The organism is Roseateles violae (assembly GCF_030410485.1).
GTDB lineage: Bacteria > Pseudomonadota > Gammaproteobacteria > Burkholderiales > Burkholderiaceae_C > Roseateles_D > Roseateles_D violae.
This window is the reverse complement of record NZ_JAUHHC010000002.1, coordinates 757,305-783,541: the sequence shown is the minus strand read 5'-3', so window position 1 is coordinate 783,541 and position 26,237 is coordinate 757,305. Positions and strand designations below refer to the sequence as shown.

24 protein-coding genes are annotated in these 26,237 nt (G+C 67.8%); 9 read left to right on the top strand and 15 right to left on the bottom strand.

Annotation, left to right across the window (positions count from 1 at the left end):
- Position 1: 1 nt before the first annotated feature.
- From prsR to QWJ38_RS09085, 7 genes are all read right to left on the bottom strand, one after another.
- Positions 2-1,369, bottom strand: coding sequence for a PEP-CTERM-box response regulator transcription factor (gene prsR / locus QWJ38_RS09115; protein WP_290358733.1), 1,368 nt, complete (start codon positions 1,367-1,369; stop codon positions 2-4).
- The gene (prsK, locus tag QWJ38_RS09110; protein WP_290358732.1) at positions 1,366-3,504 is read right to left on the bottom strand and encodes an XrtA/PEP-CTERM system histidine kinase PrsK; all 2,139 of its coding nucleotides are present in this window, start codon (positions 3,502-3,504) and stop codon (positions 1,366-1,368) included. The genes prsR and prsK overlap by 4 nt, the downstream gene beginning before the upstream one ends.
- Before the next feature lie 67 nt (positions 3,505-3,571).
- The gene (locus QWJ38_RS09105) at positions 3,572-4,906 is read right to left on the bottom strand and encodes a TIGR03013 family XrtA/PEP-CTERM system glycosyltransferase (protein ID WP_341850490.1); all 1,335 of its coding nucleotides are present in this window, start codon (positions 4,904-4,906) and stop codon (positions 3,572-3,574) included.
- 566 nt (positions 4,907-5,472) lie between these two features.
- Positions 5,473-6,615, bottom strand: coding sequence for a branched-chain amino acid ABC transporter substrate-binding protein (locus tag QWJ38_RS09100; RefSeq protein ID WP_290358730.1), 1,143 nt, complete (start codon positions 6,613-6,615; stop codon positions 5,473-5,475).
- A 205-nt stretch (positions 6,616-6,820) separates the two neighbouring features.
- Entirely contained in the window at positions 6,821-7,066 is a 246-nt protein-coding gene (locus QWJ38_RS09095) for a hypothetical protein (RefSeq protein ID WP_290358729.1), read from the bottom strand.
- Positions 7,063-7,497 carry a DNA polymerase III subunit chi gene (locus QWJ38_RS09090; RefSeq protein ID WP_290358728.1) on the bottom strand — a complete coding sequence of 145 codons (435 nt, stop codon included), beginning with the start codon at positions 7,495-7,497 and terminating at the stop codon, positions 7,063-7,065. The genes QWJ38_RS09095 and QWJ38_RS09090 overlap by 4 nt, the downstream gene beginning before the upstream one ends.
- Positions 7,498-7,511: 14 nt before the next feature.
- Complete coding sequence (locus QWJ38_RS09085) at positions 7,512-8,987, bottom strand: leucyl aminopeptidase (RefSeq protein WP_290358727.1); 1,476 nt, start codon at positions 8,985-8,987, stop codon at positions 7,512-7,514.
- A gap of 28 nt (positions 8,988-9,015) precedes the next feature.
- Here QWJ38_RS09085 and lptF point away from each other — a divergent pair, with 28 nt between their 5' ends.
- From lptF to QWJ38_RS09060, 5 genes are read left to right on the top strand one after another with little or no spacing between them, the layout of a single operon-like run.
- A complete protein-coding gene (gene lptF / locus QWJ38_RS09080; protein ID WP_290358726.1) occupies positions 9,016-10,128 on the top strand; it encodes an LPS export ABC transporter permease LptF in 1,113 nt (370 codons plus the stop codon).
- On the top strand, positions 10,125-11,246 hold the full coding sequence (lptG, locus tag QWJ38_RS09075; RefSeq protein WP_290358725.1) for an LPS export ABC transporter permease LptG: 1,122 nt from the start codon (positions 10,125-10,127) through the stop codon (positions 11,244-11,246). The genes lptF and lptG overlap by 4 nt, the downstream gene beginning before the upstream one ends.
- Positions 11,247-11,254: 8 nt before the next feature.
- On the top strand, positions 11,255-11,623 hold the full coding sequence (locus QWJ38_RS09070) for a sirohydrochlorin chelatase (RefSeq protein ID WP_290358724.1): 369 nt from the start codon (positions 11,255-11,257) through the stop codon (positions 11,621-11,623).
- A 6-nt stretch (positions 11,624-11,629) separates the two neighbouring features.
- Positions 11,630-12,574, top strand: coding sequence for a CysB family HTH-type transcriptional regulator (locus tag QWJ38_RS09065; RefSeq protein ID WP_290358723.1), 945 nt, complete (start codon positions 11,630-11,632; stop codon positions 12,572-12,574).
- Positions 12,575-12,588: 14 nt separating this feature from the next.
- Positions 12,589-13,731 carry a pyridoxal phosphate-dependent aminotransferase gene (locus QWJ38_RS09060; protein WP_290358722.1) on the top strand — a complete coding sequence of 381 codons (1,143 nt, stop codon included), beginning with the start codon at positions 12,589-12,591 and terminating at the stop codon, positions 13,729-13,731.
- Here QWJ38_RS09060 and QWJ38_RS09055 read toward each other — a convergent pair whose 3' ends face one another.
- Positions 13,732-14,511: a class II aldolase/adducin family protein gene (locus tag QWJ38_RS09055; RefSeq protein ID WP_290358721.1), complete on the bottom strand. Its 780-nt coding sequence runs from the start codon at positions 14,509-14,511 to the stop codon at positions 13,732-13,734.
- Between the two features lie 77 nt (positions 14,512-14,588).
- Between QWJ38_RS09055 and QWJ38_RS09050 the strand changes: the two genes are divergently transcribed.
- Together QWJ38_RS09050 and QWJ38_RS09045 are read left to right on the top strand one after the other, a co-directional pair.
- A complete protein-coding gene (locus QWJ38_RS09050; RefSeq protein ID WP_290358720.1) occupies positions 14,589-15,293 on the top strand; it encodes a Crp/Fnr family transcriptional regulator in 705 nt (234 codons plus the stop codon).
- A gap of 64 nt (positions 15,294-15,357) precedes the next feature.
- Positions 15,358-16,431 (top strand): phosphotransferase, encoded by a 1,074-nt coding sequence (locus QWJ38_RS09045; protein WP_290358719.1) that lies wholly within the window; start codon positions 15,358-15,360, stop codon positions 16,429-16,431.
- Positions 16,432-16,476: 45 nt separating this feature from the next.
- Here QWJ38_RS09045 and QWJ38_RS09040 read toward each other — a convergent pair whose 3' ends face one another.
- Positions 16,477-17,223 carry a hypothetical protein gene (locus tag QWJ38_RS09040; RefSeq protein WP_290358718.1) on the bottom strand — a complete coding sequence of 249 codons (747 nt, stop codon included), beginning with the start codon at positions 17,221-17,223 and terminating at the stop codon, positions 16,477-16,479.
- A gap of 66 nt (positions 17,224-17,289) precedes the next feature.
- Between QWJ38_RS09040 and QWJ38_RS09035 the strand changes: the two genes are divergently transcribed.
- On the top strand, positions 17,290-17,982 hold the full coding sequence (locus tag QWJ38_RS09035; protein ID WP_290358717.1) for a glutathione binding-like protein: 693 nt from the start codon (positions 17,290-17,292) through the stop codon (positions 17,980-17,982).
- A gap of 7 nt (positions 17,983-17,989) precedes the next feature.
- Here QWJ38_RS09035 and soxA read toward each other — a convergent pair whose 3' ends face one another.
- From soxA to QWJ38_RS09005, 6 genes are read right to left on the bottom strand one after another with little or no spacing between them, the layout of a single operon-like run.
- A complete protein-coding gene (soxA, locus tag QWJ38_RS09030; RefSeq protein ID WP_290358716.1) occupies positions 17,990-18,724 on the bottom strand; it encodes a sulfur oxidation c-type cytochrome SoxA in 735 nt (244 codons plus the stop codon).
- Positions 18,721-19,041, bottom strand: coding sequence for a thiosulfate oxidation carrier complex protein SoxZ (locus QWJ38_RS09025; protein WP_290358715.1), 321 nt, complete (start codon positions 19,039-19,041; stop codon positions 18,721-18,723). Before QWJ38_RS09025 ends, soxA begins: the two co-directional genes overlap by 4 nt.
- Before the next feature lie 10 nt (positions 19,042-19,051).
- On the bottom strand, positions 19,052-19,480 hold the full coding sequence (locus QWJ38_RS09020; RefSeq protein WP_290358714.1) for a SoxY-related AACIE arm protein: 429 nt from the start codon (positions 19,478-19,480) through the stop codon (positions 19,052-19,054).
- A 5-nt stretch (positions 19,481-19,485) separates the two neighbouring features.
- Positions 19,486-19,917, bottom strand: a complete 432-nt coding sequence (soxX, locus tag QWJ38_RS09015; RefSeq protein WP_290358713.1) for a sulfur oxidation c-type cytochrome SoxX — start codon at positions 19,915-19,917, stop codon at positions 19,486-19,488.
- 12 nt (positions 19,918-19,929) lie between these two features.
- On the bottom strand, positions 19,930-22,095 hold the full coding sequence (locus tag QWJ38_RS09010) for a xanthine dehydrogenase family protein molybdopterin-binding subunit (protein WP_290358712.1): 2,166 nt from the start codon (positions 22,093-22,095) through the stop codon (positions 19,930-19,932).
- Complete coding sequence (locus QWJ38_RS09005) at positions 22,092-22,607, bottom strand: (2Fe-2S)-binding protein (protein WP_290358711.1); 516 nt, start codon at positions 22,605-22,607, stop codon at positions 22,092-22,094. The genes QWJ38_RS09010 and QWJ38_RS09005 overlap by 4 nt, the downstream gene beginning before the upstream one ends.
- Positions 22,608-22,804: 197 nt before the next feature.
- Here QWJ38_RS09005 and QWJ38_RS09000 point away from each other — a divergent pair, with 197 nt between their 5' ends.
- The gene (locus tag QWJ38_RS09000) at positions 22,805-26,098 is read left to right on the top strand and encodes a hypothetical protein (protein WP_290358710.1); all 3,294 of its coding nucleotides are present in this window, start codon (positions 22,805-22,807) and stop codon (positions 26,096-26,098) included.
- Positions 26,099-26,237: the final 139 nt, after the last annotated feature.

Below are 26,237 nucleotides of genomic sequence, written 5' to 3'. Positions count from 1 at the left end.
TTCACTTGATCTGCAATCGGTTCATCAGGTCATAGAGCGTCGGACGGCTGACGCCCAGGATCTCGGCCGCCTTGACGATATTGCCGTCGGCACGGGCCAGCGCGGCCACAACGGTCTGGCGCTCGACCCGCTCGCGGACGGTGCGCAGGTCCAGCGAACTCTCCTCCTCACCCTCGGCCGGCCCTGCCTGCAGGCCCAAATCGGCGGCACTGACGCGCTCGCCATCGGCCATGATGGAGGCGCGCTTGATCAGGTTCTGCAACTCGCGCACATTGCCGGGCCAGCGATGCGCCTCCAGCGCCCGCACCGCATCGTCGCTCAGGCCCAGCACCGGGCGGCGCTGCTCGACCGCATGGCGGCGCAGAAAGGCATGGGCCAGCAGCACCGCATCGCCGGTGCGCTCGCGCAGCGGCGGAATGTCGATGACGATCTCGGCCAGGCGGTAGTACAGATCCTCTCGGAAGCGGCCGTCGGCGATATGGCGACGCAGGTCCTGGTGCGTCGCACCGACGATGCGCACGTCGATCGAGATCTCCTGCCGGCCGCCGACACGCTCGATCTTGCGCTCCTGCAGAAAGCGCAGCAGCTTGGCCTGCAACGGCATCGGCAAATCGCCGATCTCGTCCAGCATCAGCGTGCCGCCATTGGCCGTCTCGATCTTGCCTATCGTCGTCTTGGCGGCGCCGGTGAAGGCCCCCTTCTCGTAGCCGAACAGCTCGCTCTCGAGCAGCGTCTCGGGAATCGCCGCGCAATTGATCGCGACGAAGCGGCCCTTGCGCTTGGACGCGTCGTGCAGGCCCTGGGCCAGCAACTCCTTGCCGGTGCCGCTTTCGCCGAGCAGGAGCACCGTTGCGTCGCTGGGCGCGACCTTCTCGATCATCCGGCAGATCCGCTGCATGCCGGCATCGCGCGTCACCAGGCCGCCCAGCGCATCGGTCTGCTGCGCCGTCTGCAAGCGTCGGTTCTCCTGCTGCAACTCGTACATCCGGTAGGCGCGCTCGACGGTCAGGCTCAGCACATCCGGATCGACCGGCTTGGCCAGGAAGTCGTAGGCCCCCATTCGCACCGCGCGCAGGGCGTTCTCCTGGTCGTTCTGGCCGGTCAGCACGATCACCTTGGCGCTCGGATCGAGCTCCAGCAACCGCTCCAGGCAGCGAAAGCCCTCCGATACCGAATCGCGGTCGGGCGGAAGGCCCAGGTCCATCGTCACCACGGCCGGGCTGTGGCGGCGAAACTGCAGCAGTGCGCTGGCGACATCGTCGGCAACGACCGATTCAAAACGGTCCAGCGACCATTTCAACTGCTTCTGCAGCGCCAGATCGTCCTCGACGATCAGGAGCGGCTGCTGCTGACGTTCGGCGCCGCTCATTTGGCGCCGATCATCGACATATCGGCCACCGTCGTCGCATGGAACAGCGGCAACAGAATGGTGACCGTCGTGCCCCGGTTGAGCTTGCTTTCCACGCTGATCTTGCCTCCCAGCTCTTGCAGATATTGATAACTTTCGTAGGCGCCTATGCCCATGCCATTGGCCTTGGTCGTCTGGAAGGGCTTGAAGAGCCGATTCTGTATGAAATCTTCCGACATGCCGCAGCCGCGGTCGCTGATGCGGACCTGCGCCTGGCTGCCGGCGCTGTCCAGGCGCAAGGACACCGGCGCATCGGCGGCGCTGGCATCGAAGGCGTTCTGCACCACATGGCCGATCACGCGCTCGATGCGTTCCTCATGGCCACGCGTGCTGACCTGCGACAGCAGCTCCAGCTCCAGCACCCGCCCCTTGCCGACGGCCGCCTGCTGCAGGCGCCTGGCGATCGCCTGCAAGTCCACGCCACTGCTGACACCATGCGGCTTGTCGCCCTCGCGCAACTGCAGCATCAGCTGGCGCATCTTCTCGAGCGAATTCTCGACCGTGTCCAGCATGTCCTGCTGGAACTCCGGGTTGTCGCGCAGGCGCTTGGCGTTCTTCATCATCAGCGACAACTGGGTGACGATGTTCTTCAGATCATGGACAACGAAGGCCGACATGCGGTTGAAGGCGTCGAACTTCTTCGATTCAAGCAGGGCCTCGGCCGCCTGCATCTGGGCCAGATAGCTGGAGGCCTGCGAACTGGCCGTCTTCAGCAGATCGCGAACCTCCCAGTTGATCTCCACCGCCGTGCGCGCGTGGCCCAGGCAGACGAAGCCGATCAGTTCGCCGCCCACCAGAAGCGGCACGGCCAGCCAGTAGCGCGCCTCCGCCAGCAGCCAGGCCGGCGCTTCGAGGCCGGCGTAGTCGGCATCGCCGCGGCGCAACTGATCGAGGTCGACGATCCAGCCGCGCTCTGCGAGAAAGCGCGCCAGGCTCGCGTCGACGGCCTCACGCTCGGTGACCGGCGGCACGTTCCAGCGCGCCGCCTGCGCGAACTCGGCATCCGGCCCATGCCGCAGCCACAGTGCGCCGGACGGGCTTTCGACCAGATTGGCCAAGGCTCGCACGACGGTGACGCCCATCTCCTGCGGCGAGGCGCCGGACGAGAGCACGGCGGTGAAGCGCAGCCATTCCTCGCGGTAGTCGTAGCGGTAGTTGAAGAAGTTCTTGCTGATATAGACCTTCAGCCGTGCCCGCATCGAGCCGGAGACTACCAGCACCGCCAATGCGATCAGTGCGACGAAGACCAGCACCAGCTGCAGTGCACGCCCCCATTCGCCACCGGTGTAGCGCACGTAGTAGCCGACCGCCGAGACCAGCAGCAGGTAGGCGCCGACCAGCAGCAGGGTCGCCGAATGAAAGACCGCCGCGCGTGACACATGCAGCTTGTTCAGCCAGTCGGCGTGTCGGCGCGAGGCGAGGAATAGCAGCGGCACGGCGGCGCTGTGCACCGCGGCGCGGATGATCAATGCATCGCTGTCGAACTTGCGGAACAGCGCCGCCTGCGAATAGACGAACAGATCGAAGGCGAAGATCGCTCCCAAGCCTAGGCAGACCGGCTTGGCATTCCAGCGCGTATCGGACGAGACATTGCGCCACAGTTGCTCCAGCAGGATCAGGCCGACGACCGCCAGCATCAGCGCGGCGAATGCGCTCGGCCGCTCGAGCAAGGCCGCCCATTCCGCGCCCGACTCGCGCGCCAACAGCAGGAGTAGCGCAGCACCCACCGACGCACCGGCCAGCAGATTCAAGGCGCGCAGATCGCCGCCGCGCCGGCTGGCCTCCGCGCTCGGCCGCAGCAGCGACAGCACGAACAAGAACCACAGCCCGTAGCGCAGCAGATCGGCAAAGGGCAGGACCAAGGTCTCCAGCCGCCCCGGCCAATGCAAGGAGTCGCTGACCAGTTCCAGCCAGGCCCAAAGCGCGCTGCCCGCCAGCGCGGCGGTGAACAGATAGGAAATGCTGTGGGCCGGTGCCGTCTTGCGCCACAAGCGCAGCGCAAAGTTCAGCGCGAAGGCGGTATAGGCAAGAGCCGCCAGCAGATCGCCGAGCAGGCTCAGATCGGGTGCACCGTTGAACATAAGGTATTCGAACATACCCCGCGGCAGCGGGGAATCGGCGCAAATGCGGATCGGGCGGCGGCGCTGCCCCGGCCGCTCCGGATCAGCGGGCGCCCTTGCCGGTCAGCACCACGGCCACCGTTTCCAGCATGATCAGCAGATCAAGGAACAGCGTGTGGTTCTTGACGTAGTAGAGGTCGTACTGCAGCTTCTCGATCGAATCCTCGACCGTCGAGCCGTACTCGTAGCGCACCTGGGCCCAGCCGGTCACGCCCGGCTTGACGCTGTGACGCACGGCGTAATACGGGATCTTGTTGACCAGATCGTCGACAAAGAACTGGCGCTCCGGACGCGGGCCGACCAGGCTCATCTCGCCGCGCAGCACGTTCAGCAGCTGCGGCAACTCGTCGATGCGAACCTTGCGGATGAAGCGGCCGACCTTGGTCACGCGATCGTCATTGACGGTGGCCCAGCGCGGCTTGCCGTCCTTCTCGGCGTCCGAACGCATGCTGCGGAACTTGATAACCTTGAAGGTCGCGCCGTTCAGACCAACGCGCTCCTGGCGGTAAAGGACGGCCCCGGGCGATTCCAGCTTGATCAGGATCGCCGTCACCAGCATCACGGGCAGCGTCACGACCAGGATCGCCAGCGAGGAGACCAGATCGAAGACCCGCTTGACCGCAGTGCGGACAATGCCCTGGTTGAAACCGTCGCCGAAGATCAGCCAGCCCGCATTGACATGGCTGATCTTGATCTGCGCCAGCGTCTTCTCGAAATAGGTGGCGATGTCGACGACGCGGATGCCATAGAGCTTGCAATCGAGCAACTGGCGCAGCGGCATGCTGCCGCCTCGGCGCTCGGACAGCGCAACGACGATCTCATCCACATCCAGTGCACGCGCCGTTTCGGTCAGCGTGCCCTTGGGCTGGATCAGTTCGCCATGCGGCACCTCGGAGTTTTCTTCGTTCGGGCCGGCGAAATAGCCGACGATCTGTGCATGCGGATCGGCGGCGCGCAAGGTGCCACCGACCGTCTTCGCGACCGCGCCGGAACCGAAGATCAGGATGCGGGTGCGCAGCCGCGACTGCGTGCCGGAGTGCGCGGCATAGACCCGGTGCACCATCACCGCCGCGACGGCGGCCATCGCCACCATCGTGATCGTTTCGCGGTGGACCGTATTGGCCGGCAGGAAGCTGAAGATCGCATAGGCCAGCGGCAGGCCGAACATCAGACCCAGCAGCGCGCGGGCACAGGACTCGGTCACCGAGCGGTTGTGCACATGCTGGTAGAAGCCGGTGGCCGAATTGATGACGAACATGCAGCCGGCCAGCGAGAGGCCATGCGAGGCGGCAAACGGAATCACGGTCTGGGCCGATTCGCCCTGGCTCAGCACGACGGCAACCACCGCAAACAGAATGAGGCCCAGGTCGAAAAACACTTGGAGCAGCGTCTGCCTGTGTAGATAGTGGTTGAATATCCGAATCATGCTTTTCCTCGATCGCACAAACCAGTGCTTGATGCCGGCGGCTTTTCTTGTACAGACTTCGATCTGTTACATCTCTCCCTCGCCGGCCGGCCGGTCTTCATGCTGAGACCGACCTTGATCGCGGGACGATGATGCCTGCACCCTCTGCTCTTGAAAGCCCCCCGTTTAAAGGGGGACGCGCCGCTTGAAACCGCCGGAAAAGAGGCTCTGTCCCTAGTCCGTAGGATGCGCTTGCGACGCCCGTGCCGCAGTAGATCGCAAGCCCTCCTTTCACAGATCAACGCAGCCCGTTACAAACGTGCGTTTTCCACGCAAGCCCGCCGCAAATGCGGCGCCTGTTGCCGAATCCACATCTCCCCCGCGAATCGGGGTTTGTGAAAACTCACAAATCGCGGCGTCGACGGTGCCAAGAAAGTGGGTTTCGCCTCCCAGCAATATTCGATGCCAATATGGCCTGCGAAAATAAAAACGCCCGCTTGCGCGGGCGTTTTGCTTGCGACCGGAAAGCCGCTAGCGCATCAACGCACGACGGCGATCTGCTCGCGGTTGCCGGCCTTGTAGGTGAACAAGGTCAGCGCGCCGTTCTTGATGTCGCCCTTGTTGTCGAACGAGATCGTGCCGGTCACGCCCTTGTAGCCTTCGGTCTTGGCCAGCACCGGCAGGTACTTGGCCGGCTCAGCGGAACCGGCCTTGACCATGGCGGCCACCATCACGTTGACGGCGTCATAGACGTAGGGCGCGTAGATCTGCACGTCGGCCTTGTACTTTTCCTTGAACTTGGCCTTGAAGGCGTCCATTGACTTCTTGGACTCGCCCTCGACACCACCGGCCTCGGCGCAGACCACCTGGCCGTCACCCATCGTGCCGGCCGCCAGCTTGGGCAGTTCGCCCGAGCAGATGCCGTCGCCGCCGACGAACTTGGCGTCGATGCCCAGCTGCTTCATCTGGCGCAGCATCGGGCCGGCCACCGCGTCCATGCCGCCGAAGAAGACCACATCGGGCTTCTTGGCCTTCAGGGAGGTCAGGATGGCGGTGAAGTCCGTGGCCTTGTCGTTGGTGAACTCGCGGCCGACGACCTTGCCGCCGGAGGCCTTGACGCCCTTCTCGAACTCGTCGGCCACGCCCTGGCCGTAGGCGGTGCGATCATCGATGACGGCGATCGACTTGCCCTTCAGCTCCTTGACGGCGTACTTGCCCAGCGTGCCGCCCAGATGCACGTCGTCGGCCACGACGCGGAACGTGGTCTTGTAGCCGTTGCGGGTGAACTTCGGGTTCGTCGCCGAGGGCGAGATCTGCGGGATGCCGGCGTCGCTGTAGACCTTGGAAGCCGGGATCGAGGTGCCCGAGTTCAGGTGACCGATCACGCCGTTGACCTTGGAGTCGGCCAGCTTGGAGGCAGCAGCCGTGCCCTGCTTCGGATCGCCGGCGTCGTCTTCGGCCAGCAGTTCGAACTTGGCCTTTTTGCCGCCGATCATCACGCCCTTGGCGTTCAGATCGTCGATGGCCATGCGGGCACCCAACTCATTGTCCTTGCCCAGGTGGGCGATCGCGCCGCTGGTCGGACCAACGTGACCGATCTTGACGACCAGTTCCTGCGACATCGCGGCGCCGCTCAATAGCGCTGCGGCGGCGGCCACGACAACATTCAATTTGACTTGCATGAATTACCTCCGAGTTGGAAGAAGGGAGCTAGTTTCTGTTGAATTTTTCAACTCTCGAAACATAACCCAAATCGACGCCGTCCTCTATGGGGAAAGCATGGAAAACCGCGAGCCGCTCGGCGGCGTTGTGGTGTGTTGTCGTCACAGGGAAAAACGGCGCTTGTGCAGGCGTCGCAATTAGGCTGGCCGGCCCCCTGTCCCGGCTTCAGGCCTCGCCGGCCGCGGCCGGCCAGCGCCTGGCCAAGGCCTCGCGCACGCGCGCCTCGACGCGCGGGCGCAGCTGCTCGCGCAGCTCGGCGACGCAAGCGTCCAGCGCCTCGGCGATCAACTGCCGCAACGCCTCTTCAGAAATCGCGGGCGGCGCCTCGGCGGCCGTCGGCGCGGGCCGTACCGGCAGCGGCTCCAGCACCTCGGTCAGGGTCGGCACCGCCTGGGTGGCCTTGGGTCTCATGCGCCGCCCACCACATGGTGGCTGACCTCGTGGCCCAGTTCCTTGTACTGCTTGAAGCGCCGCCGCCCGGCCTGCACCTGCTCCGGGTCGTCCGAAACGACCTCCAGCACGCGCTCGAATTGCTCGAAGCCCTCCGGCAGTTCCAGCCCCAGATTCAGCAGCACCTCCCGGTGCGGCAGCTGCGCGCCCTGCTCGACCAGCAGGATGGGCGTCTCGGCCAGGGCCGGCGCCGGCGATCGACCGGGCTGCAGACGCAGATGCGGGACGAACTCGGTCGGCTCGAAACTCCACAGCACCGCGTCCAGCCGGTCCAGCTGGGCCGGGGCGCCGCAGACGCCGATGCGCGCGCCCGACTGCTGCGCCTTGCGCAGCAGCCGGCACAGATAGGCCAGGCGCTCGGGCACGCCCGTGTAGAAGCTGACCTGGCTCATCGTCGAGGCTGCGATCAGCGGCCCTGCACCTGGGACAGCAGGAAATGCGTCAGCAGGCCGACCGGGCGGCCGGTGCCGCCCTTGGCGGCGCCACCCTTCCAGGCGGTGCCGGCGATGTCCAGATGCGCCCAGCGGTACTTGGAGGCGAAGCGCTGCAGGAACTTGGCGGCAGTGATCGAGCCCCCCTCGCGGCCGGCCACATTGGCGACGTCGGCAAAGTTGCTCTTCAGCCCCTCCTCGTACTCCTCGTCCAGCGGCATGCGCCAGCAGGGGTCCAGCGCGGCATCGCCGGCCGCCATCAGCGCGCCGGCCAGCTCGTCATCGCTGGCGTACATGCCGCTGCGCACGCCGCCCAGCGCGATCACGCAGGCGCCGGTCAGGGTCGCGACGTCGACGACGGCGGCCGGCTTGAAGCGCTCGGCATAGGTCAGCGCGTCGCAGAGGATCAGCCGGCCCTCGGCATCGGTGTTCAGGTTCTCGATCGTCTGGCCCGACATCGAGGTGACCACATCGCCCGGCTTGACCGCATGGCCGCTGGGCATGTTCTCGCAGGCGGCGATCAGCATCACCACATTGAGCTTGGGCTTGATCTCGGCGATCGCGCGCATGGTGCCCAGCACGCTGGCCGCGCCGCCCATGTCGAACTTCATCTCGTCCATGCCGGCGCCCGGCTTCAGCGAGATGCCGCCGGAGTCGAAGGTGATGCCCTTGCCGACCAGCACCAGCGGCGCCTGCGTCTTGGCCGCGCCCTGGTACTGGGCGACGATGAAGCGCAGCGGCTCGTCCGAGCCCTGGGCGACCGACAGGAAGCTGCCCATGCCCAGCTTCTCGACCGCCTTCTTGTCCAGCACCTCGACCTTCAGGCCATGGCTCTTGCCCAGGGCCTTGGTCTGCTCGCCGAGGAAGGTCGGCGTCGCGTGGTTGCCCGGGCGGTTCGCGCATTCGCGCGCCAGCTCGATGCCGGCGCCGATCGCCAGGCCCTGGGCCAGGCCGGCCTTGGCCGCCTTGGCGGCGGCCGCGTCGGCCTTGTCGACCAGCAGGCTCAGCTTGGCCAGCTTGCTAGGTGCCGGGGCGCTGGGCTTGGTGTGGCGGTAGACATAGAACGCGTCCTGAGAGGCCAGCACGAACTGCTCGGCCAGGCTCTCGGTCGAGGCCTCGAAGCCCAGCAGCGCGACCGCCGCCTGGGCCACGCCACGGCCTTTCAGCTGGGCCAGCGCGGCCTGCAGCGCGGCGCGGGCGGCCTTCAGCGTCGGCTTGCCGGCGGCGACCAGCACGAGGCGCGGGGCCTTCAAGCCGGCCGGGCGCTGCAGCGTCAGCGTCTTGCCCGCCTTCAGCTCGAAATCGCCCAGCTTGATCGCGTCCTTGGCCAGCGCGGCCACGCCGGCATCCAGGCCGGCCGGCAGGGCCTCACCGGCGATGACGACGACCAGCGCGTCGGCATTGATGGCGGCCAGCGCGTCCAGGGAGGCGGTTTGAATACGGAAGTCCATAATGTCGCGGAATAGATAAAGTGCCCGGATGTTATTCGATTCCACCGTACGCAAAGAGCTGGCGCGCAGCTTCGGCGTGACCCTTGTCGTCATCCTGACCATCGTGCTGACGATGATGCTGATCAGCACGCTGCGCCAGGCCGCGGGCGGCAATGTCTCGCCGCAGGACGTGCTGCTGCTGATGGGTTACGCGACCCTGTCGCAGCTGGCGACCATGCTGGCGCTGTCCCTGTTCATCGCCATCGTCGCCACCCTGGGCCGCATGTACCGCGAGTCTGAGATGACGATCTGGTTTGCGAGCGGCGTACCCCTGGCCCGCTTCGTGCGCCCGGTGCTGCAGATGGCCTGGCCGGTGCTGCTGGTCGTCGTCGTGCTGGAGCTGATCGTCTGGCCCTGGGGCAACCAGAACAGCGCGCAGCTGAAGGAGCGCTACGAGAAGCGCAGCGATCTGTCGCGCGTCGCGCCGGGCCAGTTCCAGAGCTCGCGTGACGGCTCGCGGGTCTTCTTCATCGAGCGCGACAGCGAGGACGGCCGCACCGGGCGCAATGTCTTCATCCTCGCCAAGCAGAAGCAGAGCGAATCGGTGACGACCTCGTCCAAGGGCCATATCGAGCTGAGCGAGACCGACCGCTTCCTGGTGCTGGACAAGGGCCAGCGCAACGAGACCAATCTGGCCACCGGCGAAAAGACCCTGGCCCGCTTCGAGCAGTACAAGGTGCTGGCCGACAGCCAAGTGCTGCGCTCGGCCGACAAGCTGCCGCCCAAGGCGATGGCGACGCTGGATCTCCTGCGCCAGCCGCCGAACCCGCGCAGCCAGGGCGAGCTGGCCTGGCGCTTCGGCATGATCATGGCCTGCGTCAATATGGTGCTGCTGGGCATCGGCCTGTCGGCGACGAATCCGCGCCGCGCCAACAACTGGAACCTGCTGTTCGCGCTCTTGAGCTTCGTCGTCTATTTCAATCTGGTCAATCTGAGCCAGGCCTGGGTCGCCAATTCGCGTCTGAGCATGGGCGCGGCGCTGGGCCTAGTGCACGGCGGCACCTTCGCGCTAGCGCTGGGCCTGATGTGGCTGCGCGACCAGGGCAACCGCCTGCATTTCAGCGGCCGCGGCCGCAGCAAGACCGGAGCCGTCCCCGCATGAACACCGTCCGCCGCCTGCTCTACCGCGACATCGCCGGTTCGGTGCTCTTTGTCGCCCTGGCCTTTCTGTCGCTGTTCTACTTCATCGACTTCGTCGAGGAGATCGACCGCATGAACCGCGCCGGCGCCGGCGCGCTGAAGGCCGCCGCGCTGGCCCTGATGGCCGTGCCGGGCCATTTCTACGAGCTGTTCCCGATCGCCGTGCTGATCGGCAGCATCTTCTCGCTGGCACGCATGGCCCAATCCAGCGAGTTCACGATCCTGCGCACCGGCGGCCTCGGCCCGAGACGGGCACTGGGCCTGCTGGCCAGCATGGCGCTGGTGTTCGCGGTGCTGACCTTCGCGATCGGCGACTTCGCCGGCCCCTGGTTCGAGCGCCAGGGCGACGCGATGCGCGCCCGCTTCGTCGGCGACCAGAGCGCCGGCCGCAAGGGCGCCTGGCTGAAGGACCACCAGCTGGTCGATGGCCAGGAGCGCAGCTTCTCGGTCAATGTCGGCCAGGCCAGTTCCTCGGGCCGCTTGCAGGATGTGCGCATCTTCGAGTTCGACCTCCATGGCGCGCTGATCTCGCGCATCGAGGCCAAGCAGGCCGTGGTCGACGCGCGCGGCACCTGGAAGCTCGAGGAGGTGCTGCGCACCGACTGGCTGCCGCTGCCGCCCGAAAGCGGCCCCAACACGCCCATCGTGCGCGAAGTGAAGCTGCCGCAGCTGGACTGGCAGAGCTCGCTGAACGCCGGCGTGATCGCCGCCGCGGTGCTGCCGGCCAAGTCGATGTCCACGCTGGAGCTCTACCGCTATACCGAGCATCTGTCGGCGCAGGAGCAGTCGGCCCAGGCCCACAACATCCAGTTCTGGCGCAAGGCCTTCTATCCCTTCGCCTGCTTCGTGATGGTGGCGCTGGCCCTGCCCTTTGCCTATCTGCATGGCCGCGCCGGCGGCATCAGCCTGAAGGTCTTCGGCGGCATCATGCTGGGCATCAGCTTCGTGCTGCTGAACAATGTGGCCGGCCATCTGGGCATGCTGCGCGGCTGGACGCCCTGGCTGACCGCCGCGGTGCCCAGCCTGGCCTATCTGGGCCTGTCGATGGCGGCCTTCACCTGGCTGGTGCGCTACCGCTAGCGGCCGATATGGACGGACTCCTTCTCTTCGCCCACGGGGCCCGCGATCCGGCCTGGGCCCAGCCCTTCGAGGACGTGGCCCGCGACATTGCCCTCGCCCGGCCCGGACTGCCGCTGCGCCTGGCCTATCTCGAATTCATGGAACCCGGACTCGAGCAGGCGGCGCGAGCCTTGCTGGCCCAGGGCTGCAGCCGCGTTCACATCGTGCCGATGTTCCTGGGCGCCGGCGGCCATGTGCGCAAGGACGTTCCGGCGCTGGTCGCTCGCCTGCGCGAGGAGTTTCCCGCCGTCGTCTGGACCCAGCACCCGGCCCTGGGCGATCAGCCCCTCGTCAAGCGGGCCATGGCACAGACCAGCCTGAGCTTCATGGAGAACTAGAACAAGATGAATCTGCACCAGTTCCGTTTTGTCCAGGAGGCGGCGCGCCGCAATCTGAACCTGACCGAGACGGCCAAGGCCCTGTTCACCTCGCAGCCGGGCGTGTCCAAGGCCATCCTCGAGCTCGAGGAGGAGCTCGGCGTCGACATCTTCTCGCGCCATGGCAAGCGCCTGCGCCGCATCACCGAGCCGGGCCAGCAGGTGCTGGCCTCGATCGAGATCATCATGCGCGAGGTCGCCAACCTGAAGCGCATCGGCGAGGAATACTCGAAGCAGGACAGCGGCACCCTGTCGATCGCCACCACCCACACCCAGGCCCGCTATGTGCTGCCCGGTCCGGTCGCCCAGCTGCGCCGCCAGCTGCCGCAGGTGCGCATCAGCCTGCACCAGGGCAATCCGGACCAGGTCGTGCGCATGCTGCTGGACGACAGCGCCGACGTCGGCCTGGCGACCGAGTCGCTGGCGCAGATTGACGAGCTGGTCAGCCTGCCCTGCTATGAATGGCAGCATGTGCTGGTCGTGCCGGCCGCGCATCCGCTGGCCCAGGTCGAACACATCAGCCTCGAGCAGCTGGCCGCCGAGCCCATCGTCACCTACCACCCGAGCTTCACCGGCCGCACCCGCATCGACCGCGCCTTTGCCGCTCGCCAGCTGACGCCCAATATCGTGCTCGAGGCGATCGACTCCGATGTGATCAAGACCTATGTGAAGCTGGGCATGGGCCTGGGCATCGTCGCCGAGATGGCCGTGCGCGAGGACGCGCCCGGCGGCGAGCTGGTCTCGCGGCCGCTGGGCCATCTGTTCGGCCAGAACATCGCCCGCATTGCCTTCAAGCGCGGCGCCTATCTGCGCAACTATGTCTACAGCTTCGCCGAACTGCTGTCCGAGCGCCTGAACCGCAATCTGCTGGAGCGCGCGATGAACGGCGACGCCAGCGACTTCGGCCTCTGAAAGCCTCACGCCCCATGCAAGTACAAAGCCGCCTGCCGAACGTCGGCACGACGATCTTCACCACCATGTCCGCACTCGCCCAGCAGCATGGCGCCGTCAATCTGGGCCAGGGCTTCCCGGACTTCGGCTGCGACCCGGCTCTGATAGCCGCGGTCGATGCCGCGATGCGCGCCGGCCACAACCAGTACCCGCCGATGACCGGCGTGCCGGCGCTGCGCGAGGCGGTGGCGGCCAAGATCGCCACGCTCTATGGCCACCGTTACGACGCGGCCAGCGAGATCACCATCACCGCCGGCGCGACCCAGGCGATCTTCACGGCGCTGCTGGCCATCGTGCACCCGGGCGACGAGGTGATCGTGCTGGAACCCTGCTACGACAGCTACGCACCGAACATCGAGCTGGCCGGGGGCCAGGTCGTGCGCGTGCCGCTGACGCCAGGCACCTTCCGCCCCGACTTCTCCGCAATAGCCGCCGCCCTGAGCCCGCGCACCCGCGCCATCATCGTCAACACGCCGCACAACCCCAGCGCCACCGTCTGGACCGAGGCGGAGATGGGCCGACTGGCGGAGCTGCTAGCCGGCACGGGGGTCCTCGTCGTCAGCGACGAGGTCTACGAGCACATGGTGTTCGACGGCGTCGCACACCAGAGCGTGGCCCGCTACCCCGGGCTGGCCAAGCGCAGCTTCATCGTCTCCAGCTTCGGCAAGACCTATCACGTCACCGGCTGGAAGGTCGGTTATGTGGCGGCGCCGGCCGCGCTGACGGCGGAGTTCCGCAAGGTCCACCAGTTCAATGTCTTCACCGTCAATACGCCGATGCAGCAGGGCCTGGCAGCCTATCTGGCCGAGCCGGCGCCCTATCTACAGCTGCCGGCCTTTTATCAAGCCAAGCGCGACCTGTTCCGCACCGGACTGGCCGGCACGCGGCTGAAGCTGCTGCCCAGCGAGGGCAGCTATTTCCAGTGCGTGGACTACGGCGCCGTCAGCGATCTGGACGATGCCGCCTTCTGCGCCTGGCTGACCGCGGAGATCGGCGTCGCGGCGATCCCGGTCTCGGCCTTCTATGCCGGCGGCAGCCCGCAGCGCATCATCCGCTTCTGCTTCGCCAAGCAGGACGAGACCTTGCAGCGGGCGCTGGCCCTGCTGCAAAAGCTCTAGCTAGCGCTCGTAACCCGGCGAGCGGCGATCGAGCCGGCGCAGCAGGCCCGGCCAGGTCAGGTTGGCGCCCAGGCCCTTGGTCACCTGGGTCTGCTGCTGCCTGGCGCCGGCGATGATCTGCGGGTTGACCGGGATCAGCTCGCCGCCGCCGGCCTGGGCGCGGATCTGGATATTGCAGACGGTCTCCATCAGGTACATCTGCAGGAAGGCATCGGCGACCGAGCGGCCGACCGTCAAGAGACCGTGGTTGCGCAGCATCAGGAAGTTGTTCTGGCCGAGGTCGGCGACCAGGCGCGGCTTCTCGTCGTCGCGCAGCGCCACCCCCTCGTAGTCGTGATAGGACAGGCCCGACAGAACGAAGATCGACTGCTGCGAGATCGGCAGCACGCCGCCCTTTTGCGCGCTGACCGCGACGCCGTTCAAGGTGTGCGTGTGCAAGACGCAGCCGGCATCCTCGCGCGCCGCATGGACCGCGCTGTGGATCGTGAAGCCGGCCGGGTTGACCGGGAAGGGCGAGTCGTCGAGCTTGTTGCCGTTCATGTCCACGCGGATCAGGCTCGAGGCGGTGATCTCCTCGAACATCAGGCCGTAGGGATTGATCAGGAACTCGTCATGGCGATCGGGCAGACGCGCGCTAATGTGGGTGAAGACCAGATCGTCCCAGCCGAACAGGGCGACCAGGCGATAGGCCGCCGCGAGCTCGACGCGCAAGGCCCATTCGGCCTCGCTGACCTGGCTTTGGCGCGATGCGATCTCGGGCAGATGGTGGCTGCTGGCCATGGCGATGTCTCCTCGTTTTTGCTTCGTGGACAATAGGCAAACACAGCAACGTCCTGCTGTCACGTCAGCGACAAAACATGAATAGCACGGTTCTTACAATTCCCGAACGCAGCAATATCGAATCGGGGTCGTGGTTTTCCAAGCTGTCTTCGCCGCTGCGCAGCGACATCCTCTCACGCGCCTTTGTACGCCGTCTGAGCGACGGTGCGCTGATGTCCTGCCGCGGCGAGCCGGCCGAGGAATGGGTCGGGGTCGCCAAGGGCGCCGTGCGCATCAGCTCGGTCTCGCTGTCCGGCAAGCAGATCTCGCTGACCTATGTCGAGCCGGGCACCTGGTTCGGCGACATCTCGCTGTTCGACGGCATGCCGCGCACGCACGATGCGACCGCGCATGGCGAGACCACCTTGCTGGTCGTGCGCAAGCCCGATTTCAAGGAACTGCTGGCCCGTCACACCGAACTCTACGAGGCGCTGCTGCGCCTGAACTGCCGGCGCCTGCGCCTGATGTTCGACGTGATCGAGGACCTGAACACCCGCCCGCTCGCCTCGCGCCTGGCCAAGCAGATCCTGCTGCTGGCGCGCTCCTACGGCGTGCCGCAGGGCGAAGAAATCCGCATCAGCCTGCAGCTCGCGCAGGAGGACCTGGCCCAGCTGCTGGGCGCCTCGCGCCAGCGCGTCAACCAGGAGCTGAAGGGCTTCGAGCGCGACGGCGCGGTGCGTGTCGAGCCGACCCGCCTGGTCGTGCTGAGCAAGGAAAAACTGCTGGCGATCGCCGGGCGTTAGGCGGCACCCTGCCCGCCTGCTGCGCGCGCATCGCCGGAACACCGAATCACCATCGAGGAGACCCATGGAAGCATTCACCGGAACGCGCGCACCGACGACGCCCCTGGACAGCGAGGCGCTGAGCCGCTGGCTGGCCGCCCATGTGCCGGGCTTCGCCGGCCCGCTGACGATCGAACAGTTCAAGGGCGGCCAGTCCAACCCGACCTACAAGCTGCGCACGCCCGGCGGCGACTATGTGATGCGCAGCAAGCCCGGCCCGGTCGCCAAGCTCTTGCCCTCGGCCCATGCGATCGAGCGCGAGTTCGCGGTGATGCAGGGCCTGGCCGGCAGCGAGGTGCCGGTGCCGAAGATGCTGGCGCTGTGCGAGGACGAGTCGGTGATCGGCCGCGCCTTCTACGTGATGGAGTGCATGCAGGGCCGCGTGCTCTGGGACCAGTCGCTGCCCGAGATGAGCGTCAGCGAGCGCGGCGCGATCTACGAGGAGATGAACCGCGTGATCGCCGCACTGCACAAGGTCGACTTTGCCGCCGCCGGGCTGAGCAGTTACGGCAAGCCGGGCAATTACTTCGAGCGCCAGATCGGTCGCTGGAGCAAGCAGTACCTGGCCTCGGTGACCGGCCCCAACCCGGCGATGGACAAGCTGATCGACTGGCTGCCGCGCAACATCCCCGCCACGGCGCTCGATCCGGGTGAGGTCGCCATCGTGCATGGCGACTACCGGCTCGACAACCTGATGTTCCACCCCAGCGAACCGCGCGTGATTGCCGTGCTCGACTGGGAGCTGTCCACCCTGGGCCATCCGCTGGCCGACTTCAGCTACCACTGCATGTCCTGGCACATCCGCACCTCGGGCGTTGCCCGCGGCCTGGGCGGCCTCGACCTGGCGGCGCTGGGAATCCCCGACGAGCGCAGCTATGTGCGCCGCTATTGCGAGCGCACCGGTCGCGCCGATGTGGACGCGGTGATGAAGGACTGGAACTTCTACCTCGCCTACAACATGTTCCGCATCGCCGGCATCCTGCAGGGCATTGCCAAGCGGGTCGTCGACGGCACTGCGTCCAGCGAGCGCGCGCGCGAGGCCGGCGCCGGCGCGCTGCCGATGGCCGAGCTCGGCTGGCAGTTCGCCCAGAAGGGCTGAGCAAAAGATGGTGAGCCCTCGGCGCGGCGGCCAGGCCGCCCGCGCTCAGGAACGCGGGGGCAGGTCTTCCTCGGGGCTGGAACTCTGCCAGGCGACCGAGGTCGTCGTCGGCCACAGGCCGGCGTCCGACAGCCGGGAATTGACCCTCTGCGCCTCGCGGCAGGCGGTCTCCAGCAGCTTCAGCAAGGCCTGGATGCGCGGCAGGTCGGGCTCGGCCATGGTCGTGCGCAGATAGGCATTGCCGCGCATGGTCATCAGCACGAAGGGCTGGCCCTCCGGCAGCAGGTCCTGGCTGGCCTGGGCCAGCAGCTCGCTCAGTTCGCCCTCGATCCAGGCGCCGGTCAATTCCTTGTTGATGCCGATCGCGCCATAGCGCTGGCGAACCAGCTTCGAGCTGATCTGCGTGTACTTCGGGAACATCACCAGCCAGCGCATCTCCTCCGGCGTGTCGGTGTCGACGCGGGTCTTCAAGGTGTCGGTATAGGCCTCGAAGACGGTGCCCTCGAGCCGGTCCATCAGCTCGCGGCACAGCACCATCATCTGCAGATCGTTGTGCAGGCGCAGCTCGCAGCGCATGCGCAGCTCGGTGCCGCTCATATAGCTGCGCTGCGGCGCACCCCATTCGATGCGCAGGCTGCCCGGCAGCGCGCGCTGCTGCTCGATCATGAAGCCCAGGCCGTCGCGGCTGAGGCGAAAGCTGGCCTTGCGGCTTTCCGCCCAGTCGTGAATGGCGCGCCAGCGCATCGCGTTGGCGCGGGCCACGAACCAATGTTTGAGCCGTTTCAGAACCATGAACGAACAGTTTGCGGCAAACTCGCATCGTGCGAGCATCGACCGCCACAGAAGATGGGGATCAAGATGATTGAAGTTTATTCATGGCCCACACCGAACGGCCACAAAGTTCACATCATGTTGGAAGAATGCGGTCTGCCCTATCGGGTGATCCCCGTGGACATCGGCAGCGGCGCCCAGTTCGAGCCGGGTTTCCTGACCATCAGCCCCAACAACAAGATCCCCGCCATCGTCGACCCCGAGGGCCCCGACGGCAAGCCGATCTCCCTGTTCGAGTCGGGCGCCATTTTGCTCTATCTGGCCGGCAAGACCGGGCGCCTGCTGCCGGCCGGCACCGCGGCCAAGTACGAGGTGCTGCAGTGGCTGATGTTCCAGATGGGCAGCATCGGCCCGATGCTCGGCCAGGCCCATCACTTCCGCATCTATGCGCCGCAGAAGATCGACTACGCGATCGAGCGCTACAGCAAGGAAGCCGGCCGGCTCTACGGCGTGATGAACAAGCGCCTGGCCGCCTCGACCTATATCGCCGGCAAGGACTACAGCATCGCGGACATCGCGATCTTCCCCTGGCTGCGCTCCTGGAAGAACCAGGGCGTCGAAATGGGCGACTATCCGCATCTGAAGGGCTGGTTCGACGAGATCGCCCGCCGCCCGGCGGTGCAGCGCGGCGTCGAGGTGCTGGCCGGCGCGCGCAAGCCGCTGATCGACGAGAAGGCCCGCGAGGTCCTGTTCGGCGACACGCAGTACAAGCGGCACTGAGGGCTCGCTAAGGCCGCAGCGCCGGCGCGTCCATCGCCATGCCGGCGGCGCGCCGCATCAGGTAGAGCTCCAGCTCGACCAGTTCCGGCGCATCGAGCGCCCAAGGCTCGGCGCGCACGCCGCTGGCGCAGTTGCGCAGCCGCCGCTGCAGCGAGCCGAGCGCCTGCCATTCGAGCCGGTACAGCGGATAGCCGGTCGGATGACCCTGCGGGATCAGGCTGCCGCCGAGCTTCTGGCCGGCGCGCTGCTCATGGCATTGGGCGCAGGACAGATTCAGCTGGCCGATGCGGCGCTCGAACAGCGCGCGGCCGCGCTCGACGAAAGGTGCCAGCCGCGCATCGTCGGGCGGCGCGATCGGCTGGCCGCGCGACTGCAGCGCGACAAAGGCCGTCAGGCTCAGCAGCGCCTCGCTGTCGCTGGCCGGCACCGGCGCACCGTCGCGGCGCCGGCATTGCTGGATGCGCTGGGCCAGGTTCAGCGGCCGGCCCAGCGCCGCGTCGAAGGCCGGATAGCGCGCGGCAACGCCGCGCAGGCTGCGACCGGCCTCGCCGTGGCAGCGCGCGCAATTCCATTGCTGCCACAAGACCTGGCCCTCCTGCACCGACAGCATGGCCGGATTGCTGGCGTCGTCGCGCTGCATCTGCTGCAGCGCCGGGCTCATGGTCTCGTAGCCGCTGCGCCGCGGCTCAGCCGCCACCGCGGCGCCAAGCATCAGGAACAGCAGCCACGTCACGAACCTCATATCACCGTCAGCGTCCGCTCTTCGGTCTGCGCAAAGCCGCGATCGCCCTGCCAGTGAAAGCGCAGCGTCCCGCTGGCCTCGGCGCGCAGCCAGAAGGAGATCAGCGGATTGGCGGCCACCGCGGCGAACAGCTCCGCGCTGAAGACCAGGTGCTCGCCGGCAAAGCATTCGAAGCGCCGGATCAGGTCGCGCGGCAGCAGCTGGCCGTCGTCGGCGCGCCGGTAGCCGGTCTCCATCGGATGGCCGATCAGGCAGCGGATCTCGATCAGCTCGCCGCGCCGCACGGTCGCCGGCATCGTGATCAGGGTGCGCGCCATCGCTTTCGCCTCACTCGACGCAGGCGGCCAGGGTCACGACGACCTCGACCGTCTGCGCATGAAAGCTGCCATCGTTGAAGCGCGCGATGGCCACCAGCTGCTGGCTGGTCGCCAGGCGGATCCGCGTGCCGACCTGCGCCCGGCCCTGCGCCAGGCTCAGCGTGAAGCGCGCGACATCGCGCTGCGGGTTCAGCTGGTTGAACAGCGCGATCGCCTGCACATGCTCGGCCTCGCTCATCGCGCTGTCGACGCTGACCGTCACCGGCACCGCATTGCCGTTCTCGACCAGCGGCGCGATATCGATGTGCACGCGGCCCGGCTGGGGTTCGATGCCGCCGGTGTAGGCGCGGATCGCCGCGGCCAGCTCCTCGCTCGTCGCCCGCGCCGGGCGCAGCAGCACCGTGGCACCCAGGCCGATCAGCATCGCGCGGCGCCGCATCGCCCTCAGTCCTTCAGGCTGAGCAGATAGGCCAGCACGTCCTCGAGCTGCTGGGCCGTGAAGAGGGTCCGGCCTTGCCAGGCGCGGCCGACCTGCTGCAGGCCCTCCTCGCTGTAATAGGCCGGCATGATGCTGTCCGGGTTCAGGCGCCGGCCGTCGGCCAGCTTCAGCCGCAGCTGGCCGGCCGACCAGCGCGCGCCGGCGCCGGCCAGGCTGGGCGCCAGCGTGCCCTGGAAGCGCTCCTCCGGAATCGGCGCGCTGTGGCACAGCAGGCACAGGCCCTGCTGGCGGCTGGCGACGATCGCCCGGCCGCGCAGGGCGTCGCCGGCCAGGCCGTCCAGCGGCTGCGGGATCGCGTCGCCGACGACCTCCACACCCGCCGCGGCCACCGCACCGCTCAGCCAGGGCAGCAGCGCCAGCAAGGCCCGACCCCGCATCCCGATCTCCCGCTAGGCCTTCAGGCTGTGCCGCCGCAGCGGCAGCTCGCGGATGCGCTTGCCGGTGGCGGCGTAGATGGCGTTCAGCACCGCCGGCGCGGCCACCGCGATCGTCGGCTCGCCGACCCCGCCCCAGAAGCCGCCCGAGGGCATGACGAGGGCCTCGACCGCCGGCATATGCTCCATCTTGAGGACCGGGTAGTCGTGGAAATTGCTCTGCTCGATGCGGCCGTTCTTCAGCGTGCATTCGCCGAACAGCGCCGCCGACAGGCCGTAGACGAAGCTGCCCTCGACCTGGGCGGCGATCTGCTGCGGATTGACCGCATGGCCGGGATCGGTGGCGGCGACGATGCGGTGGATCTTCAGCTCGCCCGCCTTGCTGACCGAGACCTCGGCGCAGGCCGCGACATAGCTGCCGAAGCCCATGATCTGCGCCAGGCCGCGATGCCGGCCCTTCGGCGCCGGCTTGCCCCAGCCGGCCTTCTCGGCGACAGCGTTCAGCACCGCCAGATGCTTGGGCGAATGGGCCAGCAGCTCGCGTCGCAGCGCCAGCGGGTCGCGCCGGGTGGCCGCGGCAATCTCGTCGATGAAGCATTCGACATAGATGGCGTTCTGGTTCAGGTTGACGCCGCGCCAGAAGCCCGGCGGCACCGAGGGGTTGCGCATCGCATGGTCGATCAGCAGATTCGGCACCGCATAGCCGAAGGCGCCCTCCGCCCCACCCGCGTTCAGCCCCTGGAACACGGCCGGGTCCAGGCCGTCCTTGATGTTCTGCGGAAACAGCGCGGCGACGATGGACTGGCCCGAGATGCGCATCTGCAGCGCCGTCAGCTTGCCCTGCGCGTCGAGGCCGGCCTGCAGCTTGCACTGGGTGACCGGGTGGTAGCGGCCATGCTGCATGTCCTCCTCGCGGCTCCAGATCAGCTTGACCGGCGTGCCGGGCAGCTCCCTGGCGATCGTGACCGCCTGGCGCACCCAGTCATGCACGGCGCCGCGCCGCCCGAAGCCGCCGCCCAGGTGCAGCTTGTAGACCTCGCATTGCGCTGCGGCCAGGCCCGAGGCCTCGGCGGCGGCGGCCAGCGCGGCCTCGCCGTTTTGCGTCGGGGTCCAGACCTCGCAACGCTCGGGCGTCCAGCGGGCGGTCGCGTTCATCACCTCCATCGTCGCGTGGTTCTGGTGCGGATAGGCATAGACCGCCTCGATCCGCCGCGCCGCCGCCTGCATCGCCGCGGCCACATCGCCCTGCTTGTTGCCGGCCACGGCGTCGGCGGCATCGAGGCCGGCCTTCAGCATCGCGGCGACCTCGGCGCTGCCGGCCTGCGCATTCGGCCCCTCGTCCCAGACGATGGGCAGCGCATCCAGCGCCGTTTTCGCCCGCCACCAGGTGTCGGCGACGACGGCGACCGCGCTGTCGCCGACCTGCAGGACCTTCTTGACGCCGGGTCTCGCGGCGATCGCGGCCGCGTCGAAGCTTTTCACCTTGCCGCCGAAGACCGGGCAATCCTTGATCGCCGCGTTCAGCAGACCCGGCATCTGCAGGTCCATGCCGTAGATCTGCGAGCCGTCGAGCTTGGGCCTGGTGTCCAGGCGCTTCATCGGCTTGCCAGCCACGCGCCATTCGCGCGGATCCTTCAGCGCGATGTCCGTCGGCGGCGTCAGCTGGGCCGCCGCGGCGGCGACCTGGCCATAGCTGGTGCTGCGGCCGCTCGCCTTGTGCGTGATGCGGCCGTTGGCCACCGTGCAGTCGGCGGCCGGCACCTGCCATTGATTGGCCGCCGCCTGCACCAGCATCATGCGCGCGGCGGCGCCGCCCTTGCGCACATAGTCATGCGACTCGCGCACGCCGCGGCTGCCGCCGGTGGAGAAACTGCCCCAGGCACGCTTGCGCGCCAGGTTCTGGCCCGGGGTCGGGTACTCGGTGCGAACGCGGGCCCAGTCGCAGTCGAGTTCCTCGGCCACCAGCTGGGCCAGGCCGGTCAGCGTGCCCTGGCCCATCTCCGAGCGGGCGATACGAATGATGACGGTCTCGTCCGGCTGCACCAGCACCCAGGCATTCAGCTCCGGCAGGGTCGGATCGGCCGCCAGCAGCGGCACATGAAAACCCAGCAGCAGGCCACCACCGGCGGCAGCGCCGGCCTGCAGAAAGCGGCGGCGGCTCGCGTCCAGCGGGGCCTTCATGCGGCACCGCCCTGGCGCAGATCGGCGGCCGTGGCGATCTCGATCGGGATCGCCTTGCGCTGCAGCTGGCCTGCGGCCAGATGGATGGCAGCGCGCACGCGGTTGTAGGTGCCGCAGCGGCAGATATTGCTCATCGCCGCGTCGATGTCGGCATCGCTCGGCTTGGGCTTGGCCTTCAGAAGCGCGACGGCCGCCATGATCATGCCGCTCTGGCAGAAGCCGCATTGCGGCACGTCCAGCTGGTCCCAGGCCTGCTGTACCGGATGCGAGGCATCGCTGGACAGGCCCTCGATCGTGACGATCTTCTCCTTGGCGCTCAGCGAGGACAGCGGCCGCACGCAGGAGCGCGTCGCGACGCCGTCGATGTGCACGGTGCAGGCGCCGCATTGCGCGATGCCGCAGCCGTACTTGGTGCCGGTCAGGCCGAGCTGCTCGCGCAGCACCCACAGCAGCGGCGTGTCGGCCTCGGCCTCGCAGTCGCGCAGGCGGCCGTTGACATTCAGTTGGGCCATGCAAGCTCTCCTGTCGGTCGGTTCAAGAACGCGGGAACAGCAGCGCCGCAGCGTAGCAGGCGAGGTCGCTGTGGCGCCAGTGCCGCAAACACCGGCCCGGGCGAGGCTCGCCCTCCTCAGCAATGAGGAAGCCGCGGCAGCCGGCCATTGCTGCAGCGCGGGACTGCCACTAGGTTCCCAGCAAAAGGGGGTTCGCCATGTCCAACGAATCGAAGTCGGCCGGCAACGGCGGCATGATGGGCAACGGCTGGGTGGCGGCCGTGCTGCTGGCGGCCGGCGCGCTGACACTGCGCGAGGTGCCCCTGCAAGGCACGCGGCCGGCCGCCAACGAGCCGCGCATCGAACAGCGATTCGCGGTGCAGGACATCGACGCCCGGCTGTGGCAGGACCCGTTCGGCGCGGTCGTTCGCGCGCGCGAGGAGCGCGGCCGCAAGCCGCTGACGCCGCAGCAACGCGAGGAGGAGCGCGAGCTCCATGCTGCCGCGGCCCTGGCGCAGGAGATCGGCTGCAAGCTGCACCGGCTGTCGTCGCCCTGCAAGCCGCCGGCCCCGGCGGCCGCCGACCACAGCCACAAGCTGGTGGTGCTGGCCGTGATGGTGTCCGGCGGGCCCTATGCCGAATACGTGGAGAGCCGACGCCGCACGCGCTATGCGGTGCTGGCGGGGCTGAACGCCGCGGACTATGCACCGGTGGACACCGAGCATCTCGGCTATTTCCTGCCCGACGGCAATCTGCGCCCGCCGTTCGCGCTGCCCGAGGCCGTGCCCTATGAATGGTTCGATCCGGCGCCGGGTCGCAACGACCGCGAGAAGGGAGCCTCCCACCCGGTGCTGGTGCTGTGGCTGGACAGCGGCGCCTTCTACGAGCGGCCGCTGGCGCATCTGCGCCGGCTGATGGGCCAGCTCGACGTGCCGACGGCGGCCGGCGCGCGCTCGCCGCTGCTGTGGCGGGTGCTTGGGCCGATCGCCTCCGACGGCCTGCGCGCGATGGTCGACGAGGTCGAGCGCGATGACTACAGCCCGGCGCTGTTCAAGGAGCGCGATCTGCGCTTTTATTCGCTGGCCGCCACCGTCTCCGACAGCAAGCTGCTGGAATCGATCGAGGGCCACCAAGGCCAGTCTTTGAGCCACTTCTTCGGCGACAAGGGCTTCAGCTTCCTGCGCACCATCGGCGACGACAAGCAGCTGGCCGAGAGCCTGACCCGGGAGCTGCAGCGGCGCGGGCTGAAGACCGGCGCCACGGTCAAGCCGACCGGCGGGCCGGACGAGCGCGCCGACGCCTACCGCGCGATGTGCAAGGTGAAGGCGCAGGACGCCAACTCGCCGCACCAGATCGCCATCGTCGCCGAGTGGGACACCCTGTACGGCCGCAGCCTGCGGCGGGAATTCCGCATCCGCGAGGACGACGACGAGGGCTTCTGCGTCAGCCGCTTCCACTATGTGCGCGGGCTCGACGGCCAGCTGCCCGACCGCGGCAGCGCGGCGCCCTCGCAGCCGGAAGGCGCCTCGGCCAAGGAAGCCGGCGCCGCCAAGGACAGCGACCGGCGCAACGACGGCAGCTTCATCGAGCGCGCCGAGGGCCAGAGCCAGTTCGACTATCTGCGCCGCCTGGCCGCGCGGCTGCGCGAGCGCGACGCCGAACTGCGGGCCAGCGGGGTCCATGGCTCCGGCCTGCGCGCGATCGGCGTGCTGGGCAATGATGTGCATGACAAGCTGCTGGTGCTGCAGGCGCTGCGTGCCGATTTTCCGAACGCGCTGTTCTTCACCACCGATCTCGACGCCCGCTTTCTGCATCCGCGCGAGCAGGCCTGGGCGCGCAACCTGATCGTCGCGTCGAACTTCGGCCTGCGCCTGGACGACGGCCTGCAGGCCGGCACGCCGCCCTTCCGCGACAACTACCAGACCTCGGCCTTCTTCTCGACCCGGCTGGCGCTGGAAGACCTCGGCTCGACGCCGAAGTTCACGCCGGAAAAACTGGTCGGCTGGCTCGATCAGCCGCGCCTCTTCGAGATCGGCCGCAGCCAGGCCTTCGACTTCAGCGCGCCGGCCGGCAGCCGCACGCAGGACGGCGCCTGGTCCTGCCGCAGCGGCAAGCTGCTGCAATGCGTGGACATTCATCCGCCCGGCACGCCGCGCTACCCCTATGTACCGCCGCTGGCCCTGGCCTTGTGCATCAGCGCCTTCATGCTGCTGCTGTGGCTGCCGCCGCTGACCCTGAACCGCGGCCTGCAGCGTTCGCTGCGGCGTTACGCCAGCCAGAGACGGGGCGCGGTGCCGCCCTGGCTGCGCCAGCTGAGCCTGCTGGCCGCGCTGGCCCTGCTGCAGATCGGGCTGCCCCTGCTGCTGGCGCGCGCCTGGCCGGCCTTCGCCGACTGGCTGACCCGGGACGGCAAGCCGATCAGCCTCAGCGAGGGGCTGAGCCTGTGGCCGACCGAGGCGATCCATCTGCTGACCCTGCTGCTGTGCCTGTACCTGGTCTTCCGCGGCTGGACCGCGCTCACGCGCAATCTCGACCGCCTGAGCCTGGAGCTGCACCTGGGCACGACGCGCCGCCGCCTGGTGGCCGAGCAGCAACGCCTGGACGTCGATCTGAGTGTCTGGCAGCGGCTGAGCCGCATCTTCCGGCTGCGCCCCACCGAGGCCGAGCTGCGGCCCGCCGCCCCCCCGGCGCTGGAAGGCGATCGCCTGACCGAGGGCAAGCTGGCACGGTGGCGGCACTTCATCGTGCAGAACCGCACCGGCGCGCGCTTCCTGCGCAGCTTCGCCTGCGCGGCGCTGGCCTTGGCGCTGGGGGTCGCGCTGCACCAGAGCCTGGCCGAGGTGTCCGGCGTGCCGCAGCGCGGCGAGATCTCGCGCACCGTCCACACCTGGCTCGCGATCGCGGCGATCCTGCTGATGAACTTCCTGGTCTTCTACGTCGCCGATGCGACCCTGATCTGCCTGCGCTTCATCAGCGATCTGCGGCCCGGGCGGGCCAACTGGCCGCAGCGGGCCATCCATTTCTTCGGCGAGCGCATGGCGGTGCAAAAGGACGAGTTGCTCGACTACTGGATCAATCTGCAGTTCATCGCCAAGCGCACGCGCTGCGTCAGCGGACTGATTTACTACCCCTTCATCGTGCTGTCGCTGCTGCTGCTGTCGCGCAGCCAGGTCTTCGACAACTGGCAGATGCCGGTGGCCGCCATCGCGATGGCGGCGCTCGATGTCGGCGTCGTGCTGATCAGCGCCATCGCGCTGCGCCGTGCCGCCGAGAAGGCGCGCCATCAGGCCTTGCAGGCGATCGACGACTGGCTGCTGCAGGCGCATGCGCCCGACGCGCCCAAGCAGCCGGCGCCGCGGCAGCTGGAGCTGATGCGCAGGCAGATCGCCGAACTCGACGAGGGCGCCTTCGCCCCGTTCTCGCAGCAGCCGCTGGTGAAGGCGGTGCTGCTGCCCTTCGCCACCTTGGGCGGCACCAGCCTGCTGGACTTCTTGTCGATGGCCAATGTCTAGCCGGACAAGAAAAAAGCGCCCGGTCCTGGCGGACGGGGACCGGAGGAGTTCACATCCTGCCCTGCAGGCCGCATGAATGCTTACCAGCGACAGTTTCGATGGCAAATTATTCCCCCGTTCGTTCCCCCGGTATTGTCAC

Excerpts from the sequence above, each read along its gene's own strand:
- prsR (WP_290358733.1), bottom strand. The coding sequence starts at position 1,369 with ATGAGCGGCGCCGAACGTCAGCAGCAGCCGCTCCTGATCGTCGAGGAC.
- prsK (WP_290358732.1), bottom strand. The coding sequence starts at position 3,504 with ATGTTCGAATACCTTATGTTCAACGGTGCACCCGATCTGAGCCTGCTC.
- QWJ38_RS09100 (WP_290358730.1), bottom strand. The coding sequence starts at position 6,615 with ATGCAAGTCAAATTGAATGTTGTCGTGGCCGCCGCCGCAGCGCTATTG.
- QWJ38_RS09095 (WP_290358729.1), bottom strand. The coding sequence starts at position 7,066 with ATGAGACCCAAGGCCACCCAGGCGGTGCCGACCCTGACCGAGGTGCTG.
- QWJ38_RS09090 (WP_290358728.1), bottom strand. The coding sequence starts at position 7,497 with ATGAGCCAGGTCAGCTTCTACACGGGCGTGCCCGAGCGCCTGGCCTAT.
- QWJ38_RS09085 (WP_290358727.1), bottom strand. The coding sequence starts at position 8,987 with ATGGACTTCCGTATTCAAACCGCCTCCCTGGACGCGCTGGCCGCCATC.
- lptF (WP_290358726.1), top strand. The coding sequence starts at position 9,016 with ATGTTATTCGATTCCACCGTACGCAAAGAGCTGGCGCGCAGCTTCGGC.
- lptG (WP_290358725.1), top strand. The coding sequence starts at position 10,125 with ATGAACACCGTCCGCCGCCTGCTCTACCGCGACATCGCCGGTTCGGTG.
- QWJ38_RS09070 (WP_290358724.1), top strand. The coding sequence starts at position 11,255 with ATGGACGGACTCCTTCTCTTCGCCCACGGGGCCCGCGATCCGGCCTGG.
- QWJ38_RS09065 (WP_290358723.1), top strand. The coding sequence starts at position 11,630 with ATGAATCTGCACCAGTTCCGTTTTGTCCAGGAGGCGGCGCGCCGCAAT.
- QWJ38_RS09060 (WP_290358722.1), top strand. The coding sequence starts at position 12,589 with ATGCAAGTACAAAGCCGCCTGCCGAACGTCGGCACGACGATCTTCACC.
- QWJ38_RS09055 (WP_290358721.1), bottom strand. The coding sequence starts at position 14,511 with ATGGCCAGCAGCCACCATCTGCCCGAGATCGCATCGCGCCAAAGCCAG.
- QWJ38_RS09050 (WP_290358720.1), top strand. The coding sequence starts at position 14,589 with ATGAATAGCACGGTTCTTACAATTCCCGAACGCAGCAATATCGAATCG.
- QWJ38_RS09045 (WP_290358719.1), top strand. The coding sequence starts at position 15,358 with ATGGAAGCATTCACCGGAACGCGCGCACCGACGACGCCCCTGGACAGC.
- QWJ38_RS09040 (WP_290358718.1), bottom strand. The coding sequence starts at position 17,223 with ATGGTTCTGAAACGGCTCAAACATTGGTTCGTGGCCCGCGCCAACGCG.
- QWJ38_RS09035 (WP_290358717.1), top strand. The coding sequence starts at position 17,290 with ATGATTGAAGTTTATTCATGGCCCACACCGAACGGCCACAAAGTTCAC.
- soxA (WP_290358716.1), bottom strand. The coding sequence starts at position 18,724 with ATGAGGTTCGTGACGTGGCTGCTGTTCCTGATGCTTGGCGCCGCGGTG.
- QWJ38_RS09025 (WP_290358715.1), bottom strand. The coding sequence starts at position 19,041 with ATGGCGCGCACCCTGATCACGATGCCGGCGACCGTGCGGCGCGGCGAG.
- QWJ38_RS09020 (WP_290358714.1), bottom strand. The coding sequence starts at position 19,480 with ATGCGGCGCCGCGCGATGCTGATCGGCCTGGGTGCCACGGTGCTGCTG.
- soxX (WP_290358713.1), bottom strand. The coding sequence starts at position 19,917 with ATGCGGGGTCGGGCCTTGCTGGCGCTGCTGCCCTGGCTGAGCGGTGCG.
- QWJ38_RS09010 (WP_290358712.1), bottom strand. The coding sequence starts at position 22,095 with ATGAAGGCCCCGCTGGACGCGAGCCGCCGCCGCTTTCTGCAGGCCGGC.
- QWJ38_RS09005 (WP_290358711.1), bottom strand. The coding sequence starts at position 22,607 with ATGGCCCAACTGAATGTCAACGGCCGCCTGCGCGACTGCGAGGCCGAG.
- QWJ38_RS09000 (WP_290358710.1), top strand. The coding sequence starts at position 22,805 with ATGTCCAACGAATCGAAGTCGGCCGGCAACGGCGGCATGATGGGCAAC.